Origin of the sequence: Rhodonellum psychrophilum GCM71 = DSM 17998 (assembly GCF_000381545.1) — a bacterium.
Classification (GTDB): domain Bacteria; phylum Bacteroidota; class Bacteroidia; order Cytophagales; family Cyclobacteriaceae; genus Rhodonellum; species Rhodonellum psychrophilum.
This window is the reverse complement of the sequence record NZ_KB906673.1, coordinates 24,958-48,840: the sequence shown is the minus strand read 5'-3', so window position 1 is coordinate 48,840 and position 23,883 is coordinate 24,958. Positions and strand designations below refer to the sequence as shown.

The 23,883-nt window shown below is 42.6% G+C and carries 23 protein-coding genes; 15 read left to right on the top strand and 8 right to left on the bottom strand.

All coding sequences use genetic code 11. The annotated features are described in order from the left end of the window. Positions 1 to 58: 58 nt before the first annotated feature. Entirely contained in the window at positions 59 to 1,078 is a 1,020-nt protein-coding gene (pdhA, locus tag F824_RS0100270) for a pyruvate dehydrogenase (acetyl-transferring) E1 component subunit alpha (protein ID WP_019595829.1), read from the bottom strand. Between the two features lie 104 nt (positions 1,079 to 1,182). Between pdhA and recF the strand changes: the two genes are divergently transcribed. After that, positions 1,183 to 2,283 (top strand): DNA replication/repair protein RecF, encoded by a 1,101-nt coding sequence (gene recF, locus F824_RS0100265; protein WP_019595828.1) that lies wholly within the window; start codon positions 1,183 to 1,185, stop codon positions 2,281 to 2,283. Positions 2,284 to 2,285: 2 nt separating this feature from the next. On the opposite strand, the gene F824_RS0100260 is transcribed toward recF, so the two are convergent. Next, positions 2,286 to 2,702, bottom strand: a complete 417-nt coding sequence (locus tag F824_RS0100260; RefSeq protein WP_019595827.1) for a DoxX family protein — start codon at positions 2,700 to 2,702, stop codon at positions 2,286 to 2,288. Between the two features lie 334 nt (positions 2,703 to 3,036). Here F824_RS0100260 and F824_RS0100255 point away from each other — a divergent pair, with 334 nt between their 5' ends. After that, positions 3,037 to 4,182: a 6-bladed beta-propeller gene (locus F824_RS0100255; RefSeq protein WP_019595826.1), complete on the top strand. Its 1,146-nt coding sequence runs from the start codon at positions 3,037 to 3,039 to the stop codon at positions 4,180 to 4,182. Positions 4,183 to 4,691: 509 nt separating this feature from the next. Here the strand turns inward: F824_RS0100255 and F824_RS0100245 are convergent. Beyond that, positions 4,692 to 5,597, bottom strand: coding sequence for a nucleotidyltransferase family protein (locus F824_RS0100245; protein WP_019595824.1), 906 nt, complete (start codon positions 5,595 to 5,597; stop codon positions 4,692 to 4,694). A 320-nt stretch (positions 5,598 to 5,917) separates the two neighbouring features. On the opposite strand from F824_RS0100245, the gene F824_RS0100240 reads away from it, so the two are divergent. After that, a complete protein-coding gene (locus F824_RS0100240) occupies positions 5,918 to 6,256 on the top strand; it encodes a P-II family nitrogen regulator (protein ID WP_019595823.1) in 339 nt (112 codons plus the stop codon). A gap of 41 nt (positions 6,257 to 6,297) precedes the next feature. Then, positions 6,298 to 7,530, top strand: a complete 1,233-nt coding sequence (locus tag F824_RS0100235; protein WP_019595822.1) for an ammonium transporter — start codon at positions 6,298 to 6,300, stop codon at positions 7,528 to 7,530. A 65-nt stretch (positions 7,531 to 7,595) separates the two neighbouring features. On the opposite strand, the gene nadC is transcribed toward F824_RS0100235, so the two are convergent. Together nadC and F824_RS0100225 are read right to left on the bottom strand one after the other, a co-directional pair. Beyond that, the gene (gene nadC / locus F824_RS0100230) at positions 7,596 to 8,456 is read right to left on the bottom strand and encodes a carboxylating nicotinate-nucleotide diphosphorylase (protein WP_019595821.1); all 861 of its coding nucleotides are present in this window, start codon (positions 8,454 to 8,456) and stop codon (positions 7,596 to 7,598) included. A 34-nt stretch (positions 8,457 to 8,490) separates the two neighbouring features. Continuing rightward, positions 8,491 to 8,907, bottom strand: a complete 417-nt coding sequence (locus F824_RS0100225; protein ID WP_019595820.1) for a DUF4783 domain-containing protein — start codon at positions 8,905 to 8,907, stop codon at positions 8,491 to 8,493. Between the two features lie 312 nt (positions 8,908 to 9,219). Between F824_RS0100225 and gpmI the strand changes: the two genes are divergently transcribed. Together gpmI and F824_RS0100210 are read left to right on the top strand one after the other, a co-directional pair. After that, entirely contained in the window at positions 9,220 to 10,740 is a 1,521-nt protein-coding gene (gene gpmI / locus F824_RS0100215; protein ID WP_019595818.1) for a 2,3-bisphosphoglycerate-independent phosphoglycerate mutase, read from the top strand. A 1-nt stretch (position 10,741) separates the two neighbouring features. Continuing rightward, entirely contained in the window at positions 10,742 to 11,305 is a 564-nt protein-coding gene (locus F824_RS0100210) for a hypothetical protein (protein WP_019595817.1), read from the top strand. 75 nt (positions 11,306 to 11,380) lie between these two features. Here the strand turns inward: F824_RS0100210 and F824_RS0100205 are convergent, their stop codons facing one another. The 3 genes from F824_RS0100205 to F824_RS0100195 all read right to left on the bottom strand — a co-directional run bounded on the left by F824_RS0100205 (position 11,381) and on the right by F824_RS0100195 (position 15,486). After that, on the bottom strand, positions 11,381 to 12,913 hold the full coding sequence (locus F824_RS0100205) for a sodium:proton antiporter (protein WP_019595816.1): 1,533 nt from the start codon (positions 12,911 to 12,913) through the stop codon (positions 11,381 to 11,383). Positions 12,914 to 13,105: 192 nt separating this feature from the next. Continuing rightward, positions 13,106 to 14,332, bottom strand: coding sequence for a Glu/Leu/Phe/Val dehydrogenase dimerization domain-containing protein (locus tag F824_RS0100200; protein ID WP_019595815.1), 1,227 nt, complete (start codon positions 14,330 to 14,332; stop codon positions 13,106 to 13,108). Between the two features lie 77 nt (positions 14,333 to 14,409). Continuing rightward, the gene (locus F824_RS0100195) at positions 14,410 to 15,486 is read right to left on the bottom strand and encodes an anhydro-N-acetylmuramic acid kinase (RefSeq protein WP_019595814.1); all 1,077 of its coding nucleotides are present in this window, start codon (positions 15,484 to 15,486) and stop codon (positions 14,410 to 14,412) included. Positions 15,487 to 15,630: 144 nt separating this feature from the next. On the opposite strand from F824_RS0100195, the gene F824_RS0100190 reads away from it, so the two are divergent. The 9 genes from F824_RS0100190 (at position 15,631) to F824_RS0100150 (ending at position 23,883) form a co-directional block, all read left to right on the top strand. Beyond that, on the top strand, positions 15,631 to 16,350 hold the full coding sequence (locus F824_RS0100190; RefSeq protein ID WP_019595813.1) for a type III pantothenate kinase: 720 nt from the start codon (positions 15,631 to 15,633) through the stop codon (positions 16,348 to 16,350). After that, positions 16,334 to 17,617, top strand: a complete 1,284-nt coding sequence (locus F824_RS0100185) for a hypothetical protein (protein WP_019595812.1) — start codon at positions 16,334 to 16,336, stop codon at positions 17,615 to 17,617. Before F824_RS0100190 ends, F824_RS0100185 begins: the two co-directional genes overlap by 17 nt. An 11-nt stretch (positions 17,618 to 17,628) precedes the next feature. Further along, positions 17,629 to 18,927 carry a tetratricopeptide repeat protein gene (locus tag F824_RS0100180; RefSeq protein ID WP_019595811.1) on the top strand — a complete coding sequence of 433 codons (1,299 nt, stop codon included), beginning with the start codon at positions 17,629 to 17,631 and terminating at the stop codon, positions 18,925 to 18,927. 100 nt (positions 18,928 to 19,027) lie between these two features. Beyond that, positions 19,028 to 19,576: an LPS export ABC transporter periplasmic protein LptC gene (gene lptC, locus F824_RS0100175; protein WP_019595810.1), complete on the top strand. Its 549-nt coding sequence runs from the start codon at positions 19,028 to 19,030 to the stop codon at positions 19,574 to 19,576. A 1-nt stretch (position 19,577) separates the two neighbouring features. Further along, on the top strand, positions 19,578 to 19,793 hold the full coding sequence (locus tag F824_RS0100170) for a hypothetical protein (RefSeq protein WP_019595809.1): 216 nt from the start codon (positions 19,578 to 19,580) through the stop codon (positions 19,791 to 19,793). Further along, positions 19,793 to 21,079, top strand: a complete 1,287-nt coding sequence (locus F824_RS0100165; RefSeq protein WP_019595808.1) for a hemolysin family protein — start codon at positions 19,793 to 19,795, stop codon at positions 21,077 to 21,079. Before F824_RS0100170 ends, F824_RS0100165 begins: the two co-directional genes overlap by 1 nt. A 73-nt stretch (positions 21,080 to 21,152) precedes the next feature. Beyond that, on the top strand, positions 21,153 to 23,264 hold the full coding sequence (locus F824_RS0100160; protein WP_019595807.1) for a SurA N-terminal domain-containing protein: 2,112 nt from the start codon (positions 21,153 to 21,155) through the stop codon (positions 23,262 to 23,264). A gap of 106 nt (positions 23,265 to 23,370) precedes the next feature. Continuing rightward, positions 23,371 to 23,637 carry a DUF493 family protein gene (locus F824_RS0100155; RefSeq protein WP_019595806.1) on the top strand — a complete coding sequence of 89 codons (267 nt, stop codon included), beginning with the start codon at positions 23,371 to 23,373 and terminating at the stop codon, positions 23,635 to 23,637. Positions 23,638 to 23,655: 18 nt separating this feature from the next. Further along, positions 23,656 to 23,883, top strand: a complete 228-nt coding sequence (locus tag F824_RS0100150; RefSeq protein WP_019595805.1) for a 4a-hydroxytetrahydrobiopterin dehydratase — start codon at positions 23,656 to 23,658, stop codon at positions 23,881 to 23,883.

The following is a 23,883-nucleotide window of genomic DNA, read 5'->3' as shown; positions in this document are numbered from 1 at the left end:
GTCATGAATATTCAAATTAAATATCCAAGACTGTTTTCTTTTTTTATTGTTTTGGTAACTACTCCATTACAAATGGGTAATCTTCCTGAAGGTAAACATCCTTGAATGCATCCTGACCATCTGGCCAAGGAGACTCTTCAGCAAATTTCACCGCATCTTCGACTTGTTTTTTCACTTTTTTGTCGATTTCGGTCAATTCATCCTGAGTCAGGATGTCGTTGTCCAAAATTGTCTTTTTCACTTGCTCCAGTGGATCCCTTCCTTTATACTCCTCCACTTCTTCGCGGGTCCTGTATTTTTGGGGATCTGACATCGAATGTCCTTTGTATCGGTAGGTTCTGAATTCCAACAATGTTGGGCCATCGCCTTTTCTTGCTCTCTCGGCTGCTTCTGCTACGGCTTCGTGGATATCTTCCACATTCATGCCGTCTACGGCAAAGGCTGGCATGTCATAGGCTTCTCCGATGGTGTAAAGCTCTTCCACATTGGAAGATCTTTTTACGGAAGTTCCCATGGCATATCCGTTGTTTTCAATCACGAAAATGACCGGTGTTTTGTAAAGCATGGCCAGATTGAAGGCTTCATGAACAGCACCTTGTCTTACCGCTCCATCACCCATGTGACAGATACATAGATTTTTTGTGCCTTTGTATTTCTCGGCAAAACCGATTCCTAAACCCATGGGCACTTGGGCACCTACGATACCGTGACCTCCCATGAAATTTCTCTCCTTGTCAAAAATGTGCATCGATCCACCTTTTCCTTTGGTGGTGCCGGTGGCTTTGCCGAATAGTTCGGCCATGATAGCCCCAGGGTCTGTTCCCAATCCAAGTGGATGGGCATGATCCCTGTATGCGGTGATCCATTTATCGTCTTTGGTCAATGCTGTGATGGCTCCAGAGGCGCAAGCCTCCTGTCCAATATATAAATGACAAAATCCTCTGATTTTTTGCTGACCATAGAGTTGGCCTGCTTTTTCTTCAAATCGTCGCATCAATAACATGCTTTCGTACCAAAAAGTATAAGTTTCTTTGGAGTATTTCACCTTTGACTTTGTCGCTGTACTCTTCTTTGCCATATCGAATTTTATAAAATATGCTAAATTAGGCCTTAAATATAACCAAAAGGGTTGAAATTTAAGACCGAATGCGAAAATAGTCAAAAACCCAACACATTCTAAAGATGCACCTGAAAAATATCCAACTGAATCAATTTAAGAATTACGCACAAAGCCAGTTGAACTTTTCAGCAGAAATCAATTGCTTCGTTGGGATCAATGGAAGTGGGAAAACCAATCTTTTGGATGCGATCCATTACCTCTGTCTGACCAAAAGTGCATTGAATGGGGTGGACGCCCAAAATATCCAACACGAGAAAGACTTTTTCACTGTTTTTGGGGAATTTGATTTAGAAGAAAAAGATTGGGAGATCAAGTGCATCGTAGAGCATGGGAAAAAAAAGCAATTGCTCCAAAACGGGAAGGGGATTGATAAAATGAGCGAACACGTTGGTCTACTGCCCATCGTGATGATCGCCCCTGATGACACACAAATCCTAAAGGAAGGCAGCGAGGAGCGCAGACGGTTTTTTGACAATATGCTGTGCCAATTGAACAAATCCTATCTGGAGCAATTGGTCAGGTACCAGCATTTTTTGAAACAAAGGAATGCCTTGTTGAAAAAATTTGCGGAAACCGGAAGGTTTGAGGGTAGCCATCTGGAGCCGTATGACAGGGAAATCATCCATTTGTCCCAATCGATCGCCAAGTATAGGCAGGATTTTATCCTGGAATACAAACCCCTTTTGATAAAACATTACGCAATTATTTCAGATCAACAAGAGCCCATCGACATTCAGTATGAGTCCCAATGCCTGTCGCAGGATTTTCCCAAAGAATTTATAGGCAACCATAGACGCGATTTTGTGCTCAAAAGGACGACCATGGGGATTCACAAGGATGATTTTGTTTTCGAAATTGATGGATATCCAATCAAAAAATTCGGGTCGCAGGGACAGCAGAAGTCCTTTGTGATTTCGCTGAAACTTGCCCAGTTCCAAATATTTTTTGAGCATAAAAAAACGAAACCCATTTTGTTGCTCGATGATATTTTTGACAAATTGGATGACCGACGCATCAAAAAACTCATGAACCTGGTGGCTGACCATCAGTTTGGGCAACTGTTTATTACGGATGCCCGACCGGAGCGCTCCAGGAAGATTTTGGAGCAAATGGACGGGGAAGTGAAATTTTTTCAGATTGAAAATGGAGGGATTCAACCCTAAACTCAATACCTTCTGGGCCTGTTGAGCTGCCCATCAACGGAATATTTTCCGGGACCCAAAAGGAAAAGCACGATAAATATCACCAAAAAAAGGAATGCTTTTTCTTTGGCTGGAAAAGGATCTGCTGCGTGGGCCACAAATCCCGCCACCAGCATCGTGATCATAAGCGGAACCAAGGAGAGCCGTGTCATTAAGCCAAGCGCAAGCAAGATGGCACAGAAAAACTCCGCAAGTATGGCGAGCTGAAGGGATAATGCAGAACCAATGCCCAAAGGGTCTGAAAAAGTCATCAGTTTTGCACTGTAATTGGACAATTTGTCCCAGTCATGGGTAAGCATCATAAGCGCTGCACCGACGCGAAGAATGAATATCCCGATGTCTTTCGAAATGGGTCTGGTAGAAAAGAGCCAATTTTTCATGATTTTTCGATTGTTTGAACTTTAATTCAAGTTAAAACAAAAAAATTGATTTTCACTTTCTGACAGAACGTTATGTGCGTTTGGAGCCTTAATTCCTATCATTCAACCGAATTGTTTTTGGATAGGGGATTAAGTTTAAGGTTTTTGACTGTATCAAGGGGAATTATTTCAAAGAAAGATTTTTGGGGAAAAAAATATTTCTTATGTTTAAGGAACTTCTAGTTGGAAGTTAACTTTGGGACGAAGGTTCGTCTCACATTTTAAAATTTCGAAAAGTTTGTTCCGGTATATCTATTACGCTGTTAATTTAAATGCATACTCGCTTTTTTTCAGAATGAATAGATATACCATTTTTATACTCCTGCTTCTCTTGTTTTCCTGTGGCGCGAAGGAAGCATCCGAAGGAGTCATTTCCATTGATTTGGAAAAGTCCATAGATGGCAAATTTTCGGATTTGTTCGAAAGCATCGAATACGTGCTATTGGACAATCCCGATGAATCACCGCTTGTATGGCCCTACACGCTTAAATACCACGCGGGGAATTTCTGGATGCGGGATATTTCAACGAATATGATATTTAAGTATTCTGGCAATGGGAAAATATTGGGCGTAATTAGACCTATGGGCAAAGGACCTTTGGAATATTTTCAGGCGGATGATTTTCAGGTTTTTCAGGATTCCATTGTGCTGAAGGACAGCTATCTTAAAAAATTCATCTCTTTTGACCATTTTGGAACCCCCATCAGGGAATACAAATTCCCTCTCAATTCCTTACATTTCCATAAAGGGGATGGATATACGCTTCATTTTTCGGGCTTTACCCAAAGAAACGAAGGCTATTTGTTTCAAAGGATTGCGGAAGCAACCAAGGATCAATTGGGAGTCTTTCCTACGGATGGGTCAAAGGAGAAACTGGGTAACGCAGAAGGGCCTCAAGGCTTTTTGTCCGTGCCTGACTCCGAGAAATTAATCTATTTACTTCCACAGACAAGAGAAATTGCATTTTTTGATGGTACGAAGGGCTCCCCAATTTCCATTCTGGAATTTGATTATGGGGCCTATAATTTACCGGAAGAGCTTATTGGTCAGAGAAGAGGAAAAAATGATGAACCAAATTCCTATGTTGAAGCCAATGGGGCATTTTTGCCCTTGAAGAACAAATATTTTTTATTCGTCAAGCAGGGGAAGGAGAATTTTCATTATGTTTTTTTGGATCAGGACTTTTCCTTGTTGGCACAATATCAAAATTTGGAAAATGATCTGGATGGCTTCGATTTAAAATCCTTTCCGTGGGCATCAAATGAACAAGAAATTTTTTATTTGATGAGATCAGTAAAATTTTATAATGCTTACGTGGAAATCTTCGCAAATCAAAAAGTCAAAATTTTCCCCAATACAATTCATGATTTCTTCCAGCGCAACAAGGAAAAGCTGGTGGATGACAACTGGATGATCATCCGGTTGAAGGCAAAAGTGTAGTAGTGGTTTGGTAATGGGTAATTGTTTTTTAGGGTTCAGTAAAATTTAAAAATTGCAGATTATTTCCAAAGATTCTCAGGATATTCCATCTGAAAAATTTAATTCAAGGAAATCGAACTTTCCCCAATGATTCTGCTATTCGTTTACTTTGCTTTTTTTACAATCACTTTCCACAACCTAAAGATTCCATAAGCAATTAAAGAAAGTAAAATCAGATTTAAAATTTGGATTGCTAATCCAATATAACCTGAAATATTTATGCTGTAGATTTCCATGTTGTCTTCTTTTATTTGATTTCGACGAATTCACGAATTATTTGAATCCAAAGAACAAAGGTATTAAATCCAGGCAGCGTTTATGTTTTAAATAAATTTAAATTTGATCACGGGGAAGCGTTGTTGTTTTATTTCCCCAAATTCTTTGATTCGAAAAAATCTTTAATCAAAATTAGGCAATAAGACCTCACTATAAAATACCCACTAATGGGGATTTTATAGTGAAGCTCTCTTCTATTTCCAAAGATTCTCAGGATATTCCCCTGATGCATGCATTTTTTGGAGGGATTCGATTACCACGGGTTTGTCCTCGGTGTAGGTGACACCAAACCAGGTTTTTCCACCTTCCAGGATTTCAAAAGCGGCTTCTTCGGCCTCAATAAGGTTGTTGGCGACGGTTGGAATGAAAAATTCAGCTTTTAGGTTTTCGACGTTGGCGGGCAGGAATTCATGCCACATCCGGTCAATATCCGAAAATACATCTTGGTGAAAACCCCAGAAATTCATGGAAACAGGCGTTCCTTCTTTGATTTCAATCTCTTCACTGTCGCCCTTGGCCAGTATCTTATTGCCTTCCCGTGCGATGGAAGTTCTTTCTACCATCCCGATAAGTTGGTTGGCGGCATTCATGGAGCAGACGCCCCGGCTGACCGTTCCGTGTTCGGAAAGTACATTTTGGATCGCATAGCCTACCATGGCGTGCAAATCGGATCTGACATCATTCTGAAGGAATTCGGAGATGACGGCGAAAGCTTCCCTGCCATAAAAATCATCTGCATTGATCACCGCAAAAGGCTCCGAGATGGCATCCTTGGCACAAAGCACCGCATGGGCGGTTCCGTATGGTTTTACTCTTTCGGGATTTATAAATTCTTCGGGAACAAAACTGGTGATGGATTGTAGGACAAAATCGACTTCTATTTTTCCTTCCAATTTTGGCAACAACAAGTCCTTGGTCAATTGAAGGATCTCCTCTCGGACGATCAATACAATTTTTCCAAAACCGGCTCGGATGGCGTCATAGATGGAATATTCCAGGATGGTTTCTCCATTGGGGCCAAATCCATCGATCTGTTTATTTCCACCGTACCTGCTGCCCATTCCCGCGGCAAGCACCAGAAGTGTAGGTTTATTTTCCATAGTTAATTTGTAATGAATTGAATATAGGCCCCAAATCTAGGAGTTTCATTTTTCATATAAAGGGAATGTGCTTTTATTTTAAATAGGAACACGACTAAACCTGATTGAGCACGAATAATAATTCAGGTTCAAAAAAAAGTCATTTAGTTGGATAAAAGGTGTAATAAATAAAAAATATGGCTTTCGTGATGCCATATAAATCAAAAAAAGTGTTTTAAATTTTAAAAAGAGGTAAAAAATAAACCAAATTTCATTTTTTTGTAATTTTTGTTTTACATTAGCGTCTCTTTCCTAACAAACCGCTAAAATATTTGCCGAAAATGAAAAAAATAGAAGCAATCATTAGAACATCCAAATTTGAGGAAATATACCACTGCGTAGCAGGCCTGGGAGTGAAGTTCCTCACCTTCTATGAAGTGAAGGGAATGGGTATGGAACATGCCAAACCACAGACCTATCGTGGAGTCGCCTATGAGCCTGCCTATATCCCCAGAACGAAACTGGAAATCGTCACTGTGGAGGAACTCGTGCAGCCCGTGATCGACTGCATTCTCAAAATGGGGAAAACCGGTGAGGTTGGTGACGGCAAGATATTCGTCTATGATGTACTTGATGCCCACAGAATCAGAAATTCGGACAAGGGCGAAATCGCACTCTAAATCTCCAGCCTATTTCATCCACCATTAACCTATTAGAACCTATGAACCAAGAAATATTTACCATCAATAACCTTTGGATGATGGTCGCAACCATTCTGGTGTTTATCATGCACCTGGGATTTGCAAGCCTTGAAGCCGGACTGACCCGCGCAAAAAACACCGTCAATATATTATTCAAAAACACGATCATTCCCGCCATCGGCTTGCTGACTTATGCCTTTATCGGATTCAACCTGATGTATCCGGGTGAAGTATTTTCCGGGGGATTCTTTGGCTTGGCCGGTTTGGGGATTTCCCTTCCTGAGGGTTGGGATACTTATGCATACAATGAAGGCTATACGTTTTACACCGATTTTATTTTTCAGGCGATGTTTGCTGCCACTGCAGCCACCATCGTCTCTGGTGCCGTGGCCGAAAGGATCAAATTGGGACCTTTTATTTTCTTCTCTATATTATATGTAGGGGTTTGTTACCCGATAGTGGGCATGTGGAAGTGGGGAGGGGGATTTCTGGATGCCTTGGATGTCCCGTTTTATGATTTTGCAGGTTCCACGATTGTCCATTCTGTTGGTGGATGGGGCGCTTTGGTAGGTGCCTGCCTTCTTGGGCCAAGACTGGGAAAATATACTGAAAAGGGGATGAATGCCATTCCAGGGCATAATATTCCTTTGGCGGTCATTGGCGTCTTTTTACTTTGGTTTGGCTGGTTTGGATTCAATGGAGGATCAGTATTGTCCGCAGATCCGGGTACCGTTTCCCTTGTTTTTGTCACCACGGCTATCGCTGGCGCTGCCGGAGCCTTCGGTGCCTTGGTTGCCTCGTACCTCAAATTCAAATCTTATGACATTACCATGGTACTTAACGGAATCCTCGCCGGCTTGGTGGGCATTACCGCCGGAGCCGATCAGATGGGCATTGGAGAAGCCGCCATTATCGGATTTATCGGAGGAACCTTGGTTGTATTCGCCGTGGTGTTTTTTGACAGGATCAAAGTCGATGATCCCGTTGGGGCCATTTCCGTCCATTTGGTTGGAGGGATTTGGGGCACACTTGCCGTAGGTTTGTTTGGAAATTTGGCAAGTTTTCAGCAAGTCATTTCCCAACTGATCGGCATAGGCTCAGTGGGCGCATTCTGCTTTGCCTTCAGTTGGATCATATTCTTCAGTATGAAAAAAATGATGGGCATCCGGGTGGATGAAAAAGAGGAATTGGAAGGATTGGATATCAATGAGCACAGCATGAGGGCTTATCCGGACTTTGCCTCAAAAGACTAAATATCAATTTTGATGACACAAAAGAAGGGATCGCCGCGGCAATCCCTTCTTTTGTGTTTGTTGCTTTAAAATGCCTTTAGGCTAATGTCCATGCTTTGTACTTGGTGCGTCAGGGCGCCTACGGAAATATAATCCACGCCGCATTCGGCCACATCCTTCAAATTCTCTTCCGTGATCCCGCCGGAAGCTTCAAGTTTGTATCTTCCATTGACCATTTCCACGGCTTTGCGCATGGTGGCAAAGTCCATGTTGTCCAACATGATCCAATCCATTCCGCCGACGCGCAATGCTTCTTCCAATTCCTCCAGATTTCTGGTTTCTACCTCTATCTTCAAATCAAGCTTCTTGTCAGCAAGGTAAGCTCGAGTGGAGGCCACCGCTTTCTGGATGCCTCCTGCAAAATCAATATGGTTGTCCTTCAGCATGACCATGTCGTAAAGCGCAAATCTGTGGTTACGGCCACCGCCCAAGACAACAGCCCATTTTTCCATCATCCTAAAATTGGGCGTGGTCTTTCGGGTATCCATCAATTTTGCTTTGGTGTGGGCAATCAATTGGGCAAGCTTATGGGTTTTGGTGGCGATTCCGCTCATTCTCTGCATACAGTTGAGCACCAGCCTTTCTGTGGTCAGAATCGAGGCTGCGCTGCCCTCCACAATCAATCCTATGTCACCGGATTTCACCAAATCACCATCTTTGAGCAGCAAGGTTACTTCTAGTTTAGGATCGAATTGTTCAAAAATCATCTTGGCCAAATCCAGGCCGGCGATCACACCATCTTGTTTGATCAGTAGCTGGGCTTTGCCAATTTTTTCAGCGGGAATGGACGCCAGAGTGGAATGGTCTCCTTCGCCGACATCTTCCAGCAGGGCCGCTTGGATAAATTCCCGGATTTTGATTGGGGATAAATAAGGTAGGTTTTTCACACCTCAAAAATAAGGAAATAAACGGAAGGGGGAATTAAAATGCGCTATCGCTCGAGAGAATTTCCAAGCTAAAAATCCTGAGCACATCCAGACTCGATTTGATTTTGATCAAGATCCTGAATTGGGAATTGGGCGACGTATAATTGCCGATAAAGTATTGGATTTGATTTTCCACTCCACCTTTGTGGATAATTTGGAAGTCTTTTGGGGGATGTTTTTTGAAAAAATCCCGAAGGACCAATTCTGCCTGAATTTTTGAAAATTCACCCTGGTCACCATTGATATTGAGCTCAACCCCGTTGTCAAAAAACCGCGCCAAGTCCTTGCTTGATCCGGCACTGAAAAAATTGGAAATATTTTCGATTTGCAATATAACGGGAGCTTCTTTTTCCGGGAAGATGGAAAAGACCACCATGACCAGATAAAAGAATGCAGGCAATAATTTATTCATACTTAACACGATAACAAAATCTAAGCCAAAACCCTTTACAAATGCGTTGGATTCATTTTGAAACTGTTTTCCGGCGAGGATTCTTGAAATTGGGACTGTTTATATTGAATTTTTGTGGCCAAAATGAATCCAAAATCAATTTTTGGAACGAATGGCGTGTTTATTTGGCCAACTTAATTCGGCTGAAAAACCCAATCTCCGGGAGAATGTTAAAATATATTCCCCGAATTTTTGTCCTAATGGTAAAGAATAATCACTTTTACGTTTCGCTTAGAGACACATTATACTTTCATAAAACCGTATATTTGTACCATGAATAAAAAAATATTGCTCATGATCCTGGATGGTTGGGGAATCGCAACCAACCCCAACGTATCAGCAATTGACAAAGCCAACACCCCTTTTGTAGATAGCTTATTTCGCAAATACCCGCATTCAAAATTACATGCTTCAGGACTGGCCGTCGGTCTTCCAGAGGGCCAAATGGGTAATTCTGAAGTTGGGCACATGAATATCGGTGCCGGTAGGGTCGTTTATCAGGATTTGGTGAAAATCAACAAAGCGGTACAGGAAAATCACCTGAACCACCACCCTGTTTTGGTGGAGGCATTTGCCAAGGCAAAAGCTTCAGGTAAGAAGGTCCATTTCATAGGCTTGGTTTCGGATGGCGGTGTTCATTCCCACATCAACCATTTGAAAGGACTCTGTGATGCCGCAAAAGCCAATGGGATTGAAGATGCTTTTATCCATGCCTTCACAGATGGAAGGGATACGGATCCCAAAGGAGGAATCGAATACTTACTGGATTTGCAGGAACACCTTCAGCATTCCACCGGAAAGATAGCTTCGGTAGTGGGAAGATATTATGCTATGGATCGTGACAACCGTTGGGAAAGGGTGAAACTCGCCTACGATGGAATGGTCTATGGAGAAGGCGAGAAATCCAAGGACATCATTGCCTCCATGAAAAAATCTTATTCCAATGGCGTTACAGATGAATTTATCCGGCCCATTGTACAGGTAAATGGCGAGGGGAAACCTTTGGCGACGATCCAAGATGGGGATTTGGTCATTTGTTTTAACTTCAGAACTGACAGAGGTAGAGAAATTACCCAAGCGCTCACGCAAAGGGATTTTGAAGAATACAAAATGAAGAAGTTGAATCTTGAGTTCATCACCTTCACCAGCTATGACGAAACATTCCAAGGGATAAAGGTCCTTTTTGAAAAGGACAATCTTCACAATACACTGGGTCAAGTGCTTTCAGAACATGGGAAGAAACAGATCCGGATTGCCGAAACCGAAAAATATCCCCACGTTACATTTTTCTTTTCAGGCGGAAGGGAAAAAGAATTTGAGGGAGAAGGAAGGATCGTTGTCCCTTCTCCGAAGGTAGCGACCTATGATCTGAAACCTGAAATGAGTGCCTTTGAAATTGCAAATAAAATCAAAGCGGAATTGAAAAAGGGAGAGGTTGATTTTATCTGCCTCAATTTTGCCAATGCAGATATGGTGGGCCACACCGGGATTTTTGATGCAGCGGTGAAAGCAGTGGAAGCGGTTGACAAATGCACAGAGCAAGTGGTGACTCAGGCTTTGGAAAGTGGGTATACCAGTATTGTGATCGCCGATCACGGAAACAGTGATTGCATGATCAATGAAGACGGCTCGCCAAATACTGCACATACCACCAACTTGGTTCCCTGCATACTTGTGGATCAAGAACAGATCCAAATCAAAGATGGAAAGCTTGGAGATTTAGCACCCACCATCCTTACATTGATGGGCATCGATATTCCTTCGGAAATGACCGGAGAGGTATTATTGAAATAATATGGGAAAGTTTTCATTCAGTTTGATCCTTGTTGTATTTCTATTGGGTTGCAACGGAGGAAAAGACCAGGCAAAAGTACTGGATACAGAGCCAGCTTATTTCCCGATAAAGGAATTCATTGAAGATCAAGCGAAAAGGCTTGACAAAAAAGGAGTCCGAAAACGTATCGAAATCAAAGGCAAAAGCCAGGATGTCGAAAAGACCCTAACAACAGAAGACTGGCTTGTCGAGCTGGATTTCTTTGTCAAGGCAGACATCAATAAATCTTCCTTGGCCAATTCTTATAAAACGCAAAGGAGCGAAAAATTTCTCATCCATGAATTGAAACCTGGAGAGAAAGGGAAAGTCAAAAAGATAGTCGTTGGATATGAGGACAAATTGATCAAGCAGATTAGTTTTCAAATGGAAACGGATGACACCTTTTATCATTCAGGAACCCGCGGCGTACTTTATACCCACTCCGAAACGGGCTTGTTGGATCAATTTTCTATAGAAGGAACTCAAAAGGTAATCTTTTTTTCCCCCAATAAAATTACGGTTAAAGCATCTGTGAATCCGTATTAAATTTTGAAATTGATTTTGCAAAAAAAAACCGGCTCCATTTATAGGAGCCGGTTTTTTTTTGCCACTGAAGTTTTATCAAACAAAGGCGAAGAAAACCAACCAGATGATAATCAAAACAGGCAAAAGAATCGGGAGTGAAAACCGAATGATATAGCCAAAGAACGAAGGCATTTTGATGCCACTTTGTTCTGCAATGGATTTGACCATAAAATTTGGGCCGTTGCCAATGTAGGTCATCGCACCAAAGAAAACTGATGCAATGGAGATGGCCATCAATTCAAAAGCGGAATCAGCATAGTTGTCTAAGGCAAAATTTCTTACCATTTCCACGTTGCTAATTTCAGCGCCCTGGGAAGCCATTGCAGCAGCCAAGAAATTCAGGTAGGTAGGAGCGTTGTCAAGGACGCCTGAGAGTATCCCGGTCCCCCAATAAAGTGTGTTGTGGGTGATCAATGCCGATCCCTCAGGGGATTTTGCAAAATCCCCTACCAATTCCAAGGCAGGCATCATGGTGCCAAAAATCCCGATGAATATAAATGCAACCTCCCTAATCGGCTCAAAATTGAATTCGTTGCCTTTTATCGCTTTTTGGTCGGCAAATCTGAAGGAGAGATACGCCACAGATAACATGATGATTTCCCGGATAAAGGAGAATTTCTGTCCATCGTAATGGATCGCTGGTACCCATTCAATCACGTTGGGATCCAAAAACACCGAGCCAATGATCACCAATAGCCAAAGAAAATTTCTGGATCCGATGAGTGAAAAATTATTGGAAAACACTGTTTCTTCCAATTCATGTTCATCACTTGCCCTACCGAATTTCCGGTCGACAAAATAAAAGGTCAGAGCCAAAATACCCAAAGCCAATAACCAGGCGGGCCAGTTGTATTCAAGTGTCCAAAAGAATGGAATCCCTTTTAAGAAGCCAAGGAACAGCGGCGGGTCACCGATCGGAGTTAGGGAGCCGCCGATATTGCTGACCATAAAGATAAAGAAGATGATGTGGTAGGATTGGATATTGCCTTTGTTGAGTCTGATAAAAGGCCTGATCAAAAGCATGGAAGCCCCCGTGGTACCGATAAGATTGGCGACCAAAGCGCCGACGAGTAGCAGGGTAACATTTGCCAATGGGCTGGATTTTTTGTCGATTTCGATCAGGATTCCGCCCGAGGCAATGTAAAGTGAGGCAAGGAGCGCAATGAATTGCACGTATTCTGCCAGCGCATGGACAGGGCCGTGCACATTTTGCAGGACAAATAAATAATAAAACACGACCAATAAGGCCAATCCCACCGCAACTTTTGGGTAATTGTGGTGCCAGAAATGTTCGTAAAACAAGGGGCCGGTGGCGATCATCAGCAACAAGGCGGCAAAAGGAATAACCAACCAAACAGGTGCCGATCCATGGCTGGAATGGTCTTCTTCATGCTCGATCAATTCCTGATGAAGGTCCTCTTCCAAGGTGGAGGCAATCTCTTGATTCTCCACAGGCACCTCCAACTGAGCCAATCCCAAAGAAAAATCATTCTTGGCATGTGTTTCTTGGACAACAGCAAAAATGAAGATTCCGGAAAGCAGCACAAAAGCAGCAATAAAATTCTTCATCAAAATATAATTAGAGGTAATTTCGAAAGATTAAGCAACCACAAGTCAAGGCATTTTATACCTCTTAAGGGCAATTTGGAAGTGTTAATTTCGCTAAACTACTTATTTTGATTGAAAACCGCTAACATAAACAGATTAGCCAAGAGGATTTATTTTAAACTTTACCCTCTTGGCTGATGACTGGTTATATGCTTATATCAATTGTCGCAGGGCGATTTCAAATGAGGCCTGTGCGATCCCTGTTTTTTCAGGATTTTTTTCATGCGTTTTTTTGAGCGCCTTTGAAATTGTCCTGCTCACGTCTTTGAAAATACCATCGTCTGTGAGTACTGCATTTTCTGTCATCAGGTAAGCAAAAACCCTAGCCATACCACAATTTGCCATGAAATCAGGGATGACGGACACTTGCTCATCCGCCCAAAGCCCTGTAGGACCAAAGAAAATCTCCGGATCTGCAAAAGGGACATTGGCACCGCAAGAAATGACTTCAAGGTCGGATTTGACCATTCGCTCCACATTTTCTTTCGTGAGCAATCTGGATCCTGCCGCAGGGATAAAGATTTCACTTTTCACATCCCAAATACGTTCGTTGATCTCCTCAAAAGGGATCAATTTGTCCGCAACCAATTTATTCCCATCTTTTTTCAAAAACAGTTCCCGGATCTCATCCAATGTAAATCCGGCTTCATTGATCAAGCCTCCTTCACGGTCAATGATACCGACAATCTTAACACCTTCCACAGCCAAAAAACAAGCTGCAGCGGCGCCAACATTTCCCCAGCCTTGGATGATGGCACGTTTCCCTTTTATTTGGCCACCCCAGATTTTATAATAATGGAGTACAGCCTCCGAGACTCCAAAACCTGTGATCATGTCTGCCACAGTGTATTTTTTGATTCCATTTGGGGTGTAGTGCGGATCTTCCAAAACCTTGGAAACACCTTGCCTCAATTGTCCGATCTTCCGGATTTTTTGAGGTTCTGTGGCATGAAAGTGACCGTTTACAATTCCCTCTTGGGGATGCCAAAGACCGTAGGATTCCGTGATGGGGATAACTTCGTGGATTTCATCCACATTCATGTCGCCTCCTGTCCCGTAGTAATTTTTCAACAAGGGCATCACCGCTCGGTACCATCTCTCAAGTACTTCTGCTTTTCTGGGGTCATTGGGGTCAAAATTGATTCCTGATTTTGCGCCACCAATGGCAGGTCCAGAAACCGTGAATTTAACTTCCATGGTTTTGGCCAGCGACTCAACCTCCCTCTTGTCCAGTCCTTTTCTCATTCGGGTGCCACCACCCGCCGCGCCGCCGCGAAGGGAATTGATGACCACCCAGCCTTCCGCCTCAGATTCACTGTCACTCCATTCAAAAACTATTTCGGGTTGTTTGTTTTCAAATTTTTTGAGTAATTCTTTCATCTATCTATTGTTATGTATTTGGGTTTTAAAACTTCGTCAAAAATAGAAAAAATATTACAGCATTATAGACACCTGTCTCACATCCCGAAAACAGATCCGCCACTGTTGTCTCTGGATGCACCCGTTACGGATGCCAGACAGTTGTTTTCTCCCCGCACTTTCAGGACTCCCAAAAAAGCAAAGATCAAGGCTTCTTTGAAACCGATGATTTGGGGGTCTGCTTTTTCTATGAGGATCTCATTGCCAAGTTCCTCTTGTAATTTTTCCATGAAAAATGTGTTGAAAGCGCCCCCTCCCGTAACCAATAAGCTTTGTTGCTTTCCGGGCTCGCGCCAAAGGGTTCTGATGATTTGCTGCGTAAAATGGAGGGCCAGTGTATGCAGGATGTTTTCAGGTTGATGGCTTTTTGCCGTCAAAATCTTCATGAAGTCATGTGCAATATCTTCCCTTCCCAAGGATTTTGCTTCGATTTTCCTGTAAAAAGGAATGTCGTTCAGTGTCTCCATAAGCTTGGGCAGGAGTTTTCCGGACCTGGCAAATGCCCCATCTTTGTCGAAGGGGCTCCCCAATTCCCCTGCAAAATGATTGAGCAAAAGGTTGAAGGGGCAAATGTCAAAAGCAGTTCTTAAGCCCCCTTTTTCCATGCTGATGTTTGCGATTCCGCCCAGATTCAAACAGTAATCGTATTTTGAAAAAAGCAATTGATCACCGATGGGAACCAAGGGCGCTCCCTGTCCACCCAATTGCACGTCTAGCATCCTGAAATCATTGATCACCGGCAATCCACTGGCTTGGTGCAATGCCCATCCGTTTCCGATTTGAAGACTTAGGCCTTTTGCAGGTTGGTGAAATACCGTGTGGCCATGGGAGGAGACAAATTCCGGTTGTAAATGGTTTTTTCCACAAAATTCCCGCACCATTTCCCCCATCCATTTTCCAAAGGCCACATCCAAATGCGATAATTTTAGACCTTTTAATTTATGACTGTTTTGGAGTTCTTTTCCCATTTTTTTGGGGAAGGGAACGGTTTCGCTTCTGAGGATTTTGTATTGCCAAGATTCTGTTTTTTCAAATTCACAATAGGCGATATCCAGTCCATCTCCTGAAGTACCAGACATGAGTCCTATTGTTTGGTATTGATTTTTGGTCATCATGGGTTAATTCTTGTTAAATAAATGCCCTTAAAGTTAAATTTATTTTAATCAAAAGCGCTTCATTCCGAAAATGTCTAATTTAGCAGGACAAGATTTCCTCATAAATTTCCCCACCGAAGTTTTGCCATTTGCTTATTGGAAGAAATGAAAAATTTGATCATCGATATTGGCAATACCAGAATGAAGGCGGCGATCTTTGAAGGGGAAATACTGGTCATGGAAAAGGCTTTCCATGACATTTCCGAGTTGAGGGAGTTTTCAAAAAGTGTGGAATTTGACCATTGCATCATCAGTTCTGTCATAGCAGTGGACTTGGAAGCAGCATTGGGTTTTCCTTTTCTGCTTCTCACCAAAGACACAGAGTTGCCAATTGAAAATCACTATGCCACCCCCGAAACGCTTGGGGTAGACAGAAAAGCCGCGGCTGTGGGAGGCAGGGTGATGCTGGAAAAAGGGCCGGTATTGGTCATCGATTTGGGCAGTTGTATCACTTACGAATTTCTTAATGAAAAAAACCAATACCTGGGAGGGGCGATTTCCCCGGGCCTGAATATGCGGTTCAAGGCCATGCACACACAGACAGCAAAGCTGCCGCTGGTGGGCTTGGAGGATTCCCAATCCATAAGATTGATCGGTGACAGTACTGAAATGGGACTTAGGTCAGGAGTCTATTTTGGCGTCCAATTTGAAATGGAAGGATTTATGCAGGCTTACCGTTCACAACACCAAGATTTAAAGGTCATTATTTGTGGAGGGGATTCAAAATTCTTTGAAAGCTTGACAAAAGACCACATATTTGTAATCCCTAATTTGGTCCTATATGGATTGAATAGAATTTTAACGTACAATGTCAATAAAAAATAGATTACGGATTCTGGGTGCTTTGAGCGCCTTTTTAATATCTTCCGAAGCTTTTTCCCAATCTAGCGCTTCAACATACAGTGCATTGGGAATAGGGGAGTTCAATTATAGCGGACCCACTCATACCCAAGCAATGGGAGGATTGGGGATCAGTTTTGGTACTGGATGGGCCGTGAACAATGTGAATCCCGCCCTTTCCACACGGAATACGGTTTTTAACTTTCAAGCGGCTTTGAATTACAAGAGAATTGCCGCTTCAACCGAATCCCAGAGTGAAGACGTAGATGGGGGTGGTCTCTCCTACATTGCCATTTCTCTTCCTTATAAAGCAGGAAAAGCAACCCTCGGTATGGGGCTCAATCAAATCAGTAGTGTCAACTACAATATTTTAGTTTCAGGCGATGTGGCCAATTCGAACCTTTCTTCCCTGAGTAGGATAGAAGGAGATGGAGGGATATCAGAGGCCTACATTTCGGGTGGTTTATTGGTGGCAAAGGGCCTGAGCATAGGGCTACATGGATCTTATTTGTTTGGATCGACGATCAGAACGAACCAACTTAGCTTGGTCAATGAAAACGATTTGCCTGTTGGGGTATCCTCGGAATATTATGAAAGATTAACCATCAGTGATGTTGCGTTTAAAACGGGGGTACATTACCTTTTCAAGGTAGGGGAGAAAAGTAACCTTCATTTAGGAGCCATTTATCATGTATTTGGAAATGTCAATGGAAAAGAATTTGCAAAAGTTGCCGATTTTGGCCAAGCTAGCAAGCCAGAAACGCCGGGGGACTTGATCAGTGACAATAAAAAGGGAAGTGTTTTTATTCCAAACAGATTGGGATATGGAATTTCTTATGAAAAAATCAATAAATTTGTTATTGGCCTAGAGGCACAGTTTCAGGAATTCAGTCAATATAAATCCTTCAAAGGCAATACTGGCGAACTTGGGGATTCCTTCAAGGTGGCTTTGGGCGGTCAGATTACCCCAGACTATTTCGCCATGGATAATTTGTTGAAACGAACAACGTATAGAATGGGCTTGGAGTACCAAAAAACGCCTTATATCGTTAATCAGACACAGATAGAGGATATTGGCATCAATTTTGGAGCTTCGGTTCCGATGAATAATTTGTCTCTTGTCAATTGGGCAGTTAAGGTTGGAACTCGCGGAACCACCGGAAATGGATTGATACGTGAAAATTATCTAAACTTTAGTTTAGGGTTCTCAATCAATGACAATACGTGGTTTTATAAACGATCATTTGAATAACTAAAAAAGATATGAAAGTTAAATTTGCATTAGCCGGGTTATTGATCTTTGCCGCAGCGGGAGTTGCACAGGCTCAGGATTGGAATTGGCCAACCGACGAAAAGAAGGAAGCGAAAGCCAGAGAGTATAACGCTGCCTACACCGATTACATGAAGTCAGAACAATTTGTGGAAGCCACAAAGCCCCTTAACTGGCTTTTGGTGAACACACCTGACTTGAATGAGTCGATTTACATCAATGGCGTCACCATTTATAACAGTGCTGCCACCGCGGCAACGGACGCAGCTCAAAAAAGGGTTTATCAGGATTCTGTGATGACTGTTTTTGATCTCCGAAAAACCAATTTCGACAACGAAACCAAGTGGATTGAAAATAAGGCTTACTATGGCTATCAGTTTTACAGAGATGATAAAACCAAATTGGCTGATGCTGTAGCCACTTACGATCGTGCATTTGAAGTCAATGGGACGATCAATCCAGCCTACACTGCAGCGTATTTTGATTTGGTAAGAAGGCATTATCTTCTAAACAAAGCCTATACAGCTGAGGAGGTCCTCGCCATTCACGATAAATTGACCGTTTTATTGGAAGAAGCCGAAGCGAAAGGATTGGATGTCGCCACTCCAAAATCGAATGTGGAAGCACTTTTGGTAGCAATGGAGTTGATCGATTGTGATTATATCAACAACACACTTGGACCAAGACTTACAGCTGACCGCACCAATATGATATTGGCGCAGCAGATTTTCAGGTATTCTCTTCAATACAAATGTTTGAGCACTGATGCATTTGCATTGGCCTTGGAATTAATAGACATAGACAATCCAACCTTCTCTACCTCCCAGGTAAGGGCAATGCGTTTCATGCAAAACAGGGAATATGACAAGGCACAACCACTATTGGAAAAAGCCTTGAAATTGGCTGAAAACGACACCCAAAAGGCTGAAGTTTACATGGACCTTTCAAAAGTACATGCGCAGGCAGGAAGAAAAGGAGCGGCTAGATCTTCTGCATTGGATGCTGCGAAAGTGGACCCTACCAGAAACAGTGATGCTTGGGCCTTGATCGGTCAGCTTTACATGGGATCCTTTAACGACTGTAAAGGCGGAGTAAGTAGGGCTAAAGATTATTCAATCTATATCGCCGCTTACAATGCATTCCAAAGAGCAGGCGATTCCAAAGGAATGGCTGATGCAAGAGCAAGATTCCCTTCCAAGGAAGAATTGTTCACAGAAGGATTGCAGGTGGGTGAATCCATCAGCACAGGTTGCTGGATCGGGGAAAATGTAACCCTAGCCACAAGAGATTAAAGTTGTTTAAATATCCAATGAAAAGGGCGGTTTCTATACCGCCTTTTTTTATTTGCTTTTGAGAAAATCGCATTCAGGAATCTTTATCTATCTTTGTGACATGAAACCGCTTTACCATATGCTGGCCATGCTCACCATTTTCCAGTTTTTACTGGTTTCTTGTGGCCCAGAGACAGATACGGCTTTGCTGGAAGTTTATCAAGGGCCTACCAGTATTGGGTATGACATTGACTTGGTACACAGTGATTCTGCCATCATCCGAACGAACCTCAAGGCGAAAAAGCAATTGGAGTTTGGTACGGGTGACATAGAATTTCCAGAAGGGATTGAGATTTCCATCTTTGGGAGAGATGGCGAATTGACTACTACGATGAGAGCCGACCGCGGGTATTTTATCAGGAAGGACAATCTTTATAGAGGAGAGGGAGACGTTCAAGTCCACAATCTGGAGAAAAACCAAAAACTTTCCTCCGAAGAGTTGTTTTGGGACCCCAACACAAAAAAAATCTATACCGATAAGTTTGTGACCATTCAGGAGCAGGAGACATTGATCAACGGGACGGGAATGGAAGCAGATGAAGGATTTAACGAATATAAATTATTTAAGGTAACAAACAGTAGAATGCTTTTGCCAGGAGAAGGGTTTTGAAATGAAATTAGGAGACATTTTACTTTTATCGCTTTCAGCAGCTTTGGTCATCATTGGGACGCACCTCACCATGAAAGGGGGGGTAACGCTTTCCTATCCCGTATTCATGCTGGCAGTGGTGTTGTTGTTTTGGTATCAATTCCGCAAAATGCAGCTGAAGCAAGAACAGGATTCCAAAGAATCTCGTCCAAGTAAAAAGCCAAAAAACAAACATTAATGGAATCAAGTTATCTGATTTATGTAGGGATCACCCTTGTTTTTTCCGCATTTTTTTCCGGTTTGGAAATTGCATTCATTTCTTCCAATAAACTTCAAATAGAACTACAGAACAAGCAAGGCTTGCTTTCAGGTAGGATTCTATCCCGATTTTTAAAGCATCAAGGGCAATTCATCGGGACTACTTTGATCGGGAATACCATCTGCTTGGTATTGTACGGTATATTCATGGCCTATCTTCTCGATCCCCTGATCAAAGGATGGGTGCCGGATTCATTTGACAACCAGCTGGTCTTGCTGTTGATCCAGACGATCATCTCCACCATCATTGTATTGGTCACGGCGGAATTCATTCCGAAAAGCATTTTCATGCTCAATCCCAATACCTTACTTTCTGCATTTTCCCTTCCTTTTTTGGTCTTGTATTATTTGATGTTTCCAGTAGTTTGGTCTGTCGTGGGGCTGTCCAAATGGTTCATCAAGAATGTGTTGGGCCTCGACTACAACGAGGACAAACCTGTTTTTAAAATCACGGACCTGAATGCGTTCATCCAAAACAACCTGCACCATTCCAGTCAGGATTCAAAAATGGATCTCGACACAAAAATCTTTGACAATGCGGTGGAATTCAAAACCATCAAAGTGCGGGAGTGTATGGTGCCTCGGACAGATATCGTCGCAGTGGAGATTGACGCCAGCATTCAAGAATTGAAAGAGGTCTTTGCCGAAAGTGGACATTCCAAAATTATAGTTTACAGGGAGAGCATCGACGATGTCATCGGGTATTGCCACCAGTTGGAATTGTTCAAAAAGCCTAAAAAAATCACCGATATCCTCACTTCGGTTATCATTGTCCCTGAATCTGCACTGGCCAACGAACTTTTGGTGCAATTTATTCAAGAAAGAAAAAGTCTTGCTTTGGTCGTGGATGAATTTGGCGGCACCAGTGGGATTGTGAGTATGGAGGACATAATAGAGGAAATATTTGGCGAAATACAAGATGAATATGACAATGATGACTTGATCGAACAGCAGCTTTCAGAGCATGAATATCTGATGAGTGCCCGTCATGAGATCGATTATCTCAATGAAAAATACGGTTGGGATCTCCCTTATGGGGATTTTGAGACTTTATCGGGTTTTATCCTTTCCCTTGCAGAGAATCTCCCCAACAAAGGGGAGTCCATTTCCTATGGGGCATTCACCTTTACCGTGGTCGCCAAACACGATCATCGGATTGATACTTTGAAAATCAGAGTAAATTCCACCTCATTTTCCAATAAGTAATTTATTGACAGCGTAATATTTTGATATTAGCGATAGATGTAATTATTTTGCGGCACTTCATAAAACCAGAAGAATGGCATTAATTAAAAAAATCAGACAGAGAACAGGTCTTGCAATCGGTGTAATTGCAGTAGGATTAATATTCTTCCTCATTGGAGGAGACATTTTGAGTCCGAATTCTACCCTGCTGGGTGGGGGATCAAATGATGTTGGGGAAATCGCAGGGGAAAGTATTTCCTATGAAGAATACATCCAAAAAATCGAAGAAACCAAATTCGCATTCCAGCAGAACACAGGAAGAACACCTTCCGAAAATGAAATGTATAGCCTTCGTGAGCAAGCCTGGCAGGCCTTGATCGTAGACCGTGTTTTCAAGACCCAGTATGAGGCGCTTGGATTGACTGTAACCGATGCGGAATTGGTGGACATGGTGCAAGGTAAAAACATCATCGCGGAGCTCAGGCAGCAGCTTGTCAATCCCGAAACCGGTGAGTTCGATAGAATGCAGTTGGTAACCTTCCTTCAATCCCTTGAAAATGCACCTCCTGAGCAAAAAGCTTTCTGGGCGCAACAAGAGAGACTTTTCGCAGATTCCAGGCTGAGAATCAAATATGACAATATTTTGACCACCGCCGAATACGCCACCACTGCGGAAGGAAAACTTGAATACAGAATGGCCTCCACAGTAGCGGACGTCGACCACTTGTTCATTCCTTTCTATGTGATTTCTGATTCGGCAGTTGCTGTTACAGATAATGAATTGAAAAGCTACATCAAAAAGCATGAAGCGAAATTCAAAGTTTCTGACAATGCCGACCTTCAGTATGTGAGTTTCGATCTCAACCCAAGTGGTGAAGATTCAACCCTAGTCCTTTCGGAAATCAGAAGATTAACGGACGAACTTCGCGCAAGCGATTCAGATTCCACGTTTGTTTTGAGGAATTCAGAAGGTCAAAATCCATTCATGGTTTATAGACCTGGCGACGCATTGCCACAGACTTTGGTCAACAATGTTGAAAACATCGCAGTAGGTGAAACCTATGGTCCTTTTCTGACCAACAGATCGACCTACATCACCCATAAGGTTACTGAAAAATTTGATGGAACGCCAAGGATTAGAGCCAGCCATATTCTCTTCGGGACCAATGGTCTGGATGAGGCGGGTAAAGTAGCCGTTAGATTCACTGCCCAAAATGTATTGACAGAGATTCAAAATGGGCTGGACTTTGCGAGTGCAGCAGCACAATACGGCCAAGATGGAACCGCCCAGAGAGGTGGAGACCTTGGATGGTTTGCCAAAGAGGATTTTGTTACTGAATTTGCCGAAGCAGCCTATGCCGCCAAGTCAACAGGATTGATCAATAATTTGGTGGAAACCGAATATGGTTTTCATATCATCAGCGTGACGGAACTTCCTAAATCCGAAACCTATAAAATTGCCACTGTTGAGTTGGAACTGGCGCCAACAGATGCCACCAGAAACGATGTCTTCAGAAGGGCAGATTCTTTTGCCGCCAATACTTCCAATGCCAAAGAATTTGAAGCCAATGCGAAAGCAGAAGGATATAGAATCATCCAAGCAAATGGAGTAGAGCCATTTTCGAGAAACCTGAACAATCTGCAAAATGCAAGAGAGGTTATCAGGTGGGTCTTCAATGATGCATCCGTTGTAAAGGTCTCCCCAGTGTATGAATTGGACAATTCTTATGTTGTCGTTTTGCTGACCAACAAATCCGAAGAAGGAACAGCATCATTGGAGCAGGTAAGACAAGAAGTGACTGCTCAAGTGAGGAACGAGAAAAAAGCAGCCATGATTGTCGAGAAATTGAAGGGCAAAACAACTTTGGAAGAAATGAAAGCTGTATTTTCCACGGATGCCTCTTTGGACAACACCTCTGATTTGAGGTTGAATGCCTCCGTTCTTCCTGGTGTTGGTTTTGCGCCAAGGGCAATTGGAGCCATCTTTGGATTGAAAAACTCAGGTGAAATGACCAAGCCTATCCATGAGGATATTGGCATCGTAGTCGCCAAACTCAACAATATGGTGAGCCCACCAGAAATAGCGGATTACACAGGATACCAAAGACAGTTGGTGATGAATTCTTCGCAGAGAGCATCTTATATGGTGATGATGGCGCTTCAGGATTTGGCTGAAGTAAAAGATTATCGATACAAATTCTTCTAAAAAGACCTCCCTCCATAAAAAAAACCCATGTAATCGATACATGGGTTTTTTTTATGCCCTAGGCATATTTTTTTTGTGTCGGATATATCTCGTAAATTCGAAGATCATGAAAGACACATTTGATAAACAAGCATTCAAAGACAAATTAGAGGCCCAAACTACATTCCCGGTCCTTTATATGTTTAAATTCATCGTTCCAAGTGGTAAGGAAAGTGAAATTGCTGCCTTATTGCCCAACAATAAGATGCTCTTGAAGCAATCGTCCAAAGGAACTTATGTGAGTGCTACCATTCATGCAATGATGCCCAACAGTGAGGCCATTTTGCAGGTTTATGAAAAAGCGGCGACCATAGAGGGCGTCATCTCCTTATAAAATTAAAGAACCATTATTATGTGGAAAGAAGAAAACAATAAATTGACAAGAACATTTGAATTTGGGGATTTTGCAGAAGCATTCGCCTTTATGACCAGGGTTGCTTTTTTGGCAGAAGCCCATCAGCATCATCCCAATTGGAGCAATGTTTACAATAAAGTCATCATTGAATTGACCACGCACGACAAAGGAAATACCGTGACAGAAAAGGATCGAAAACTGGCAAAAGCCATTGATAAAATCTAA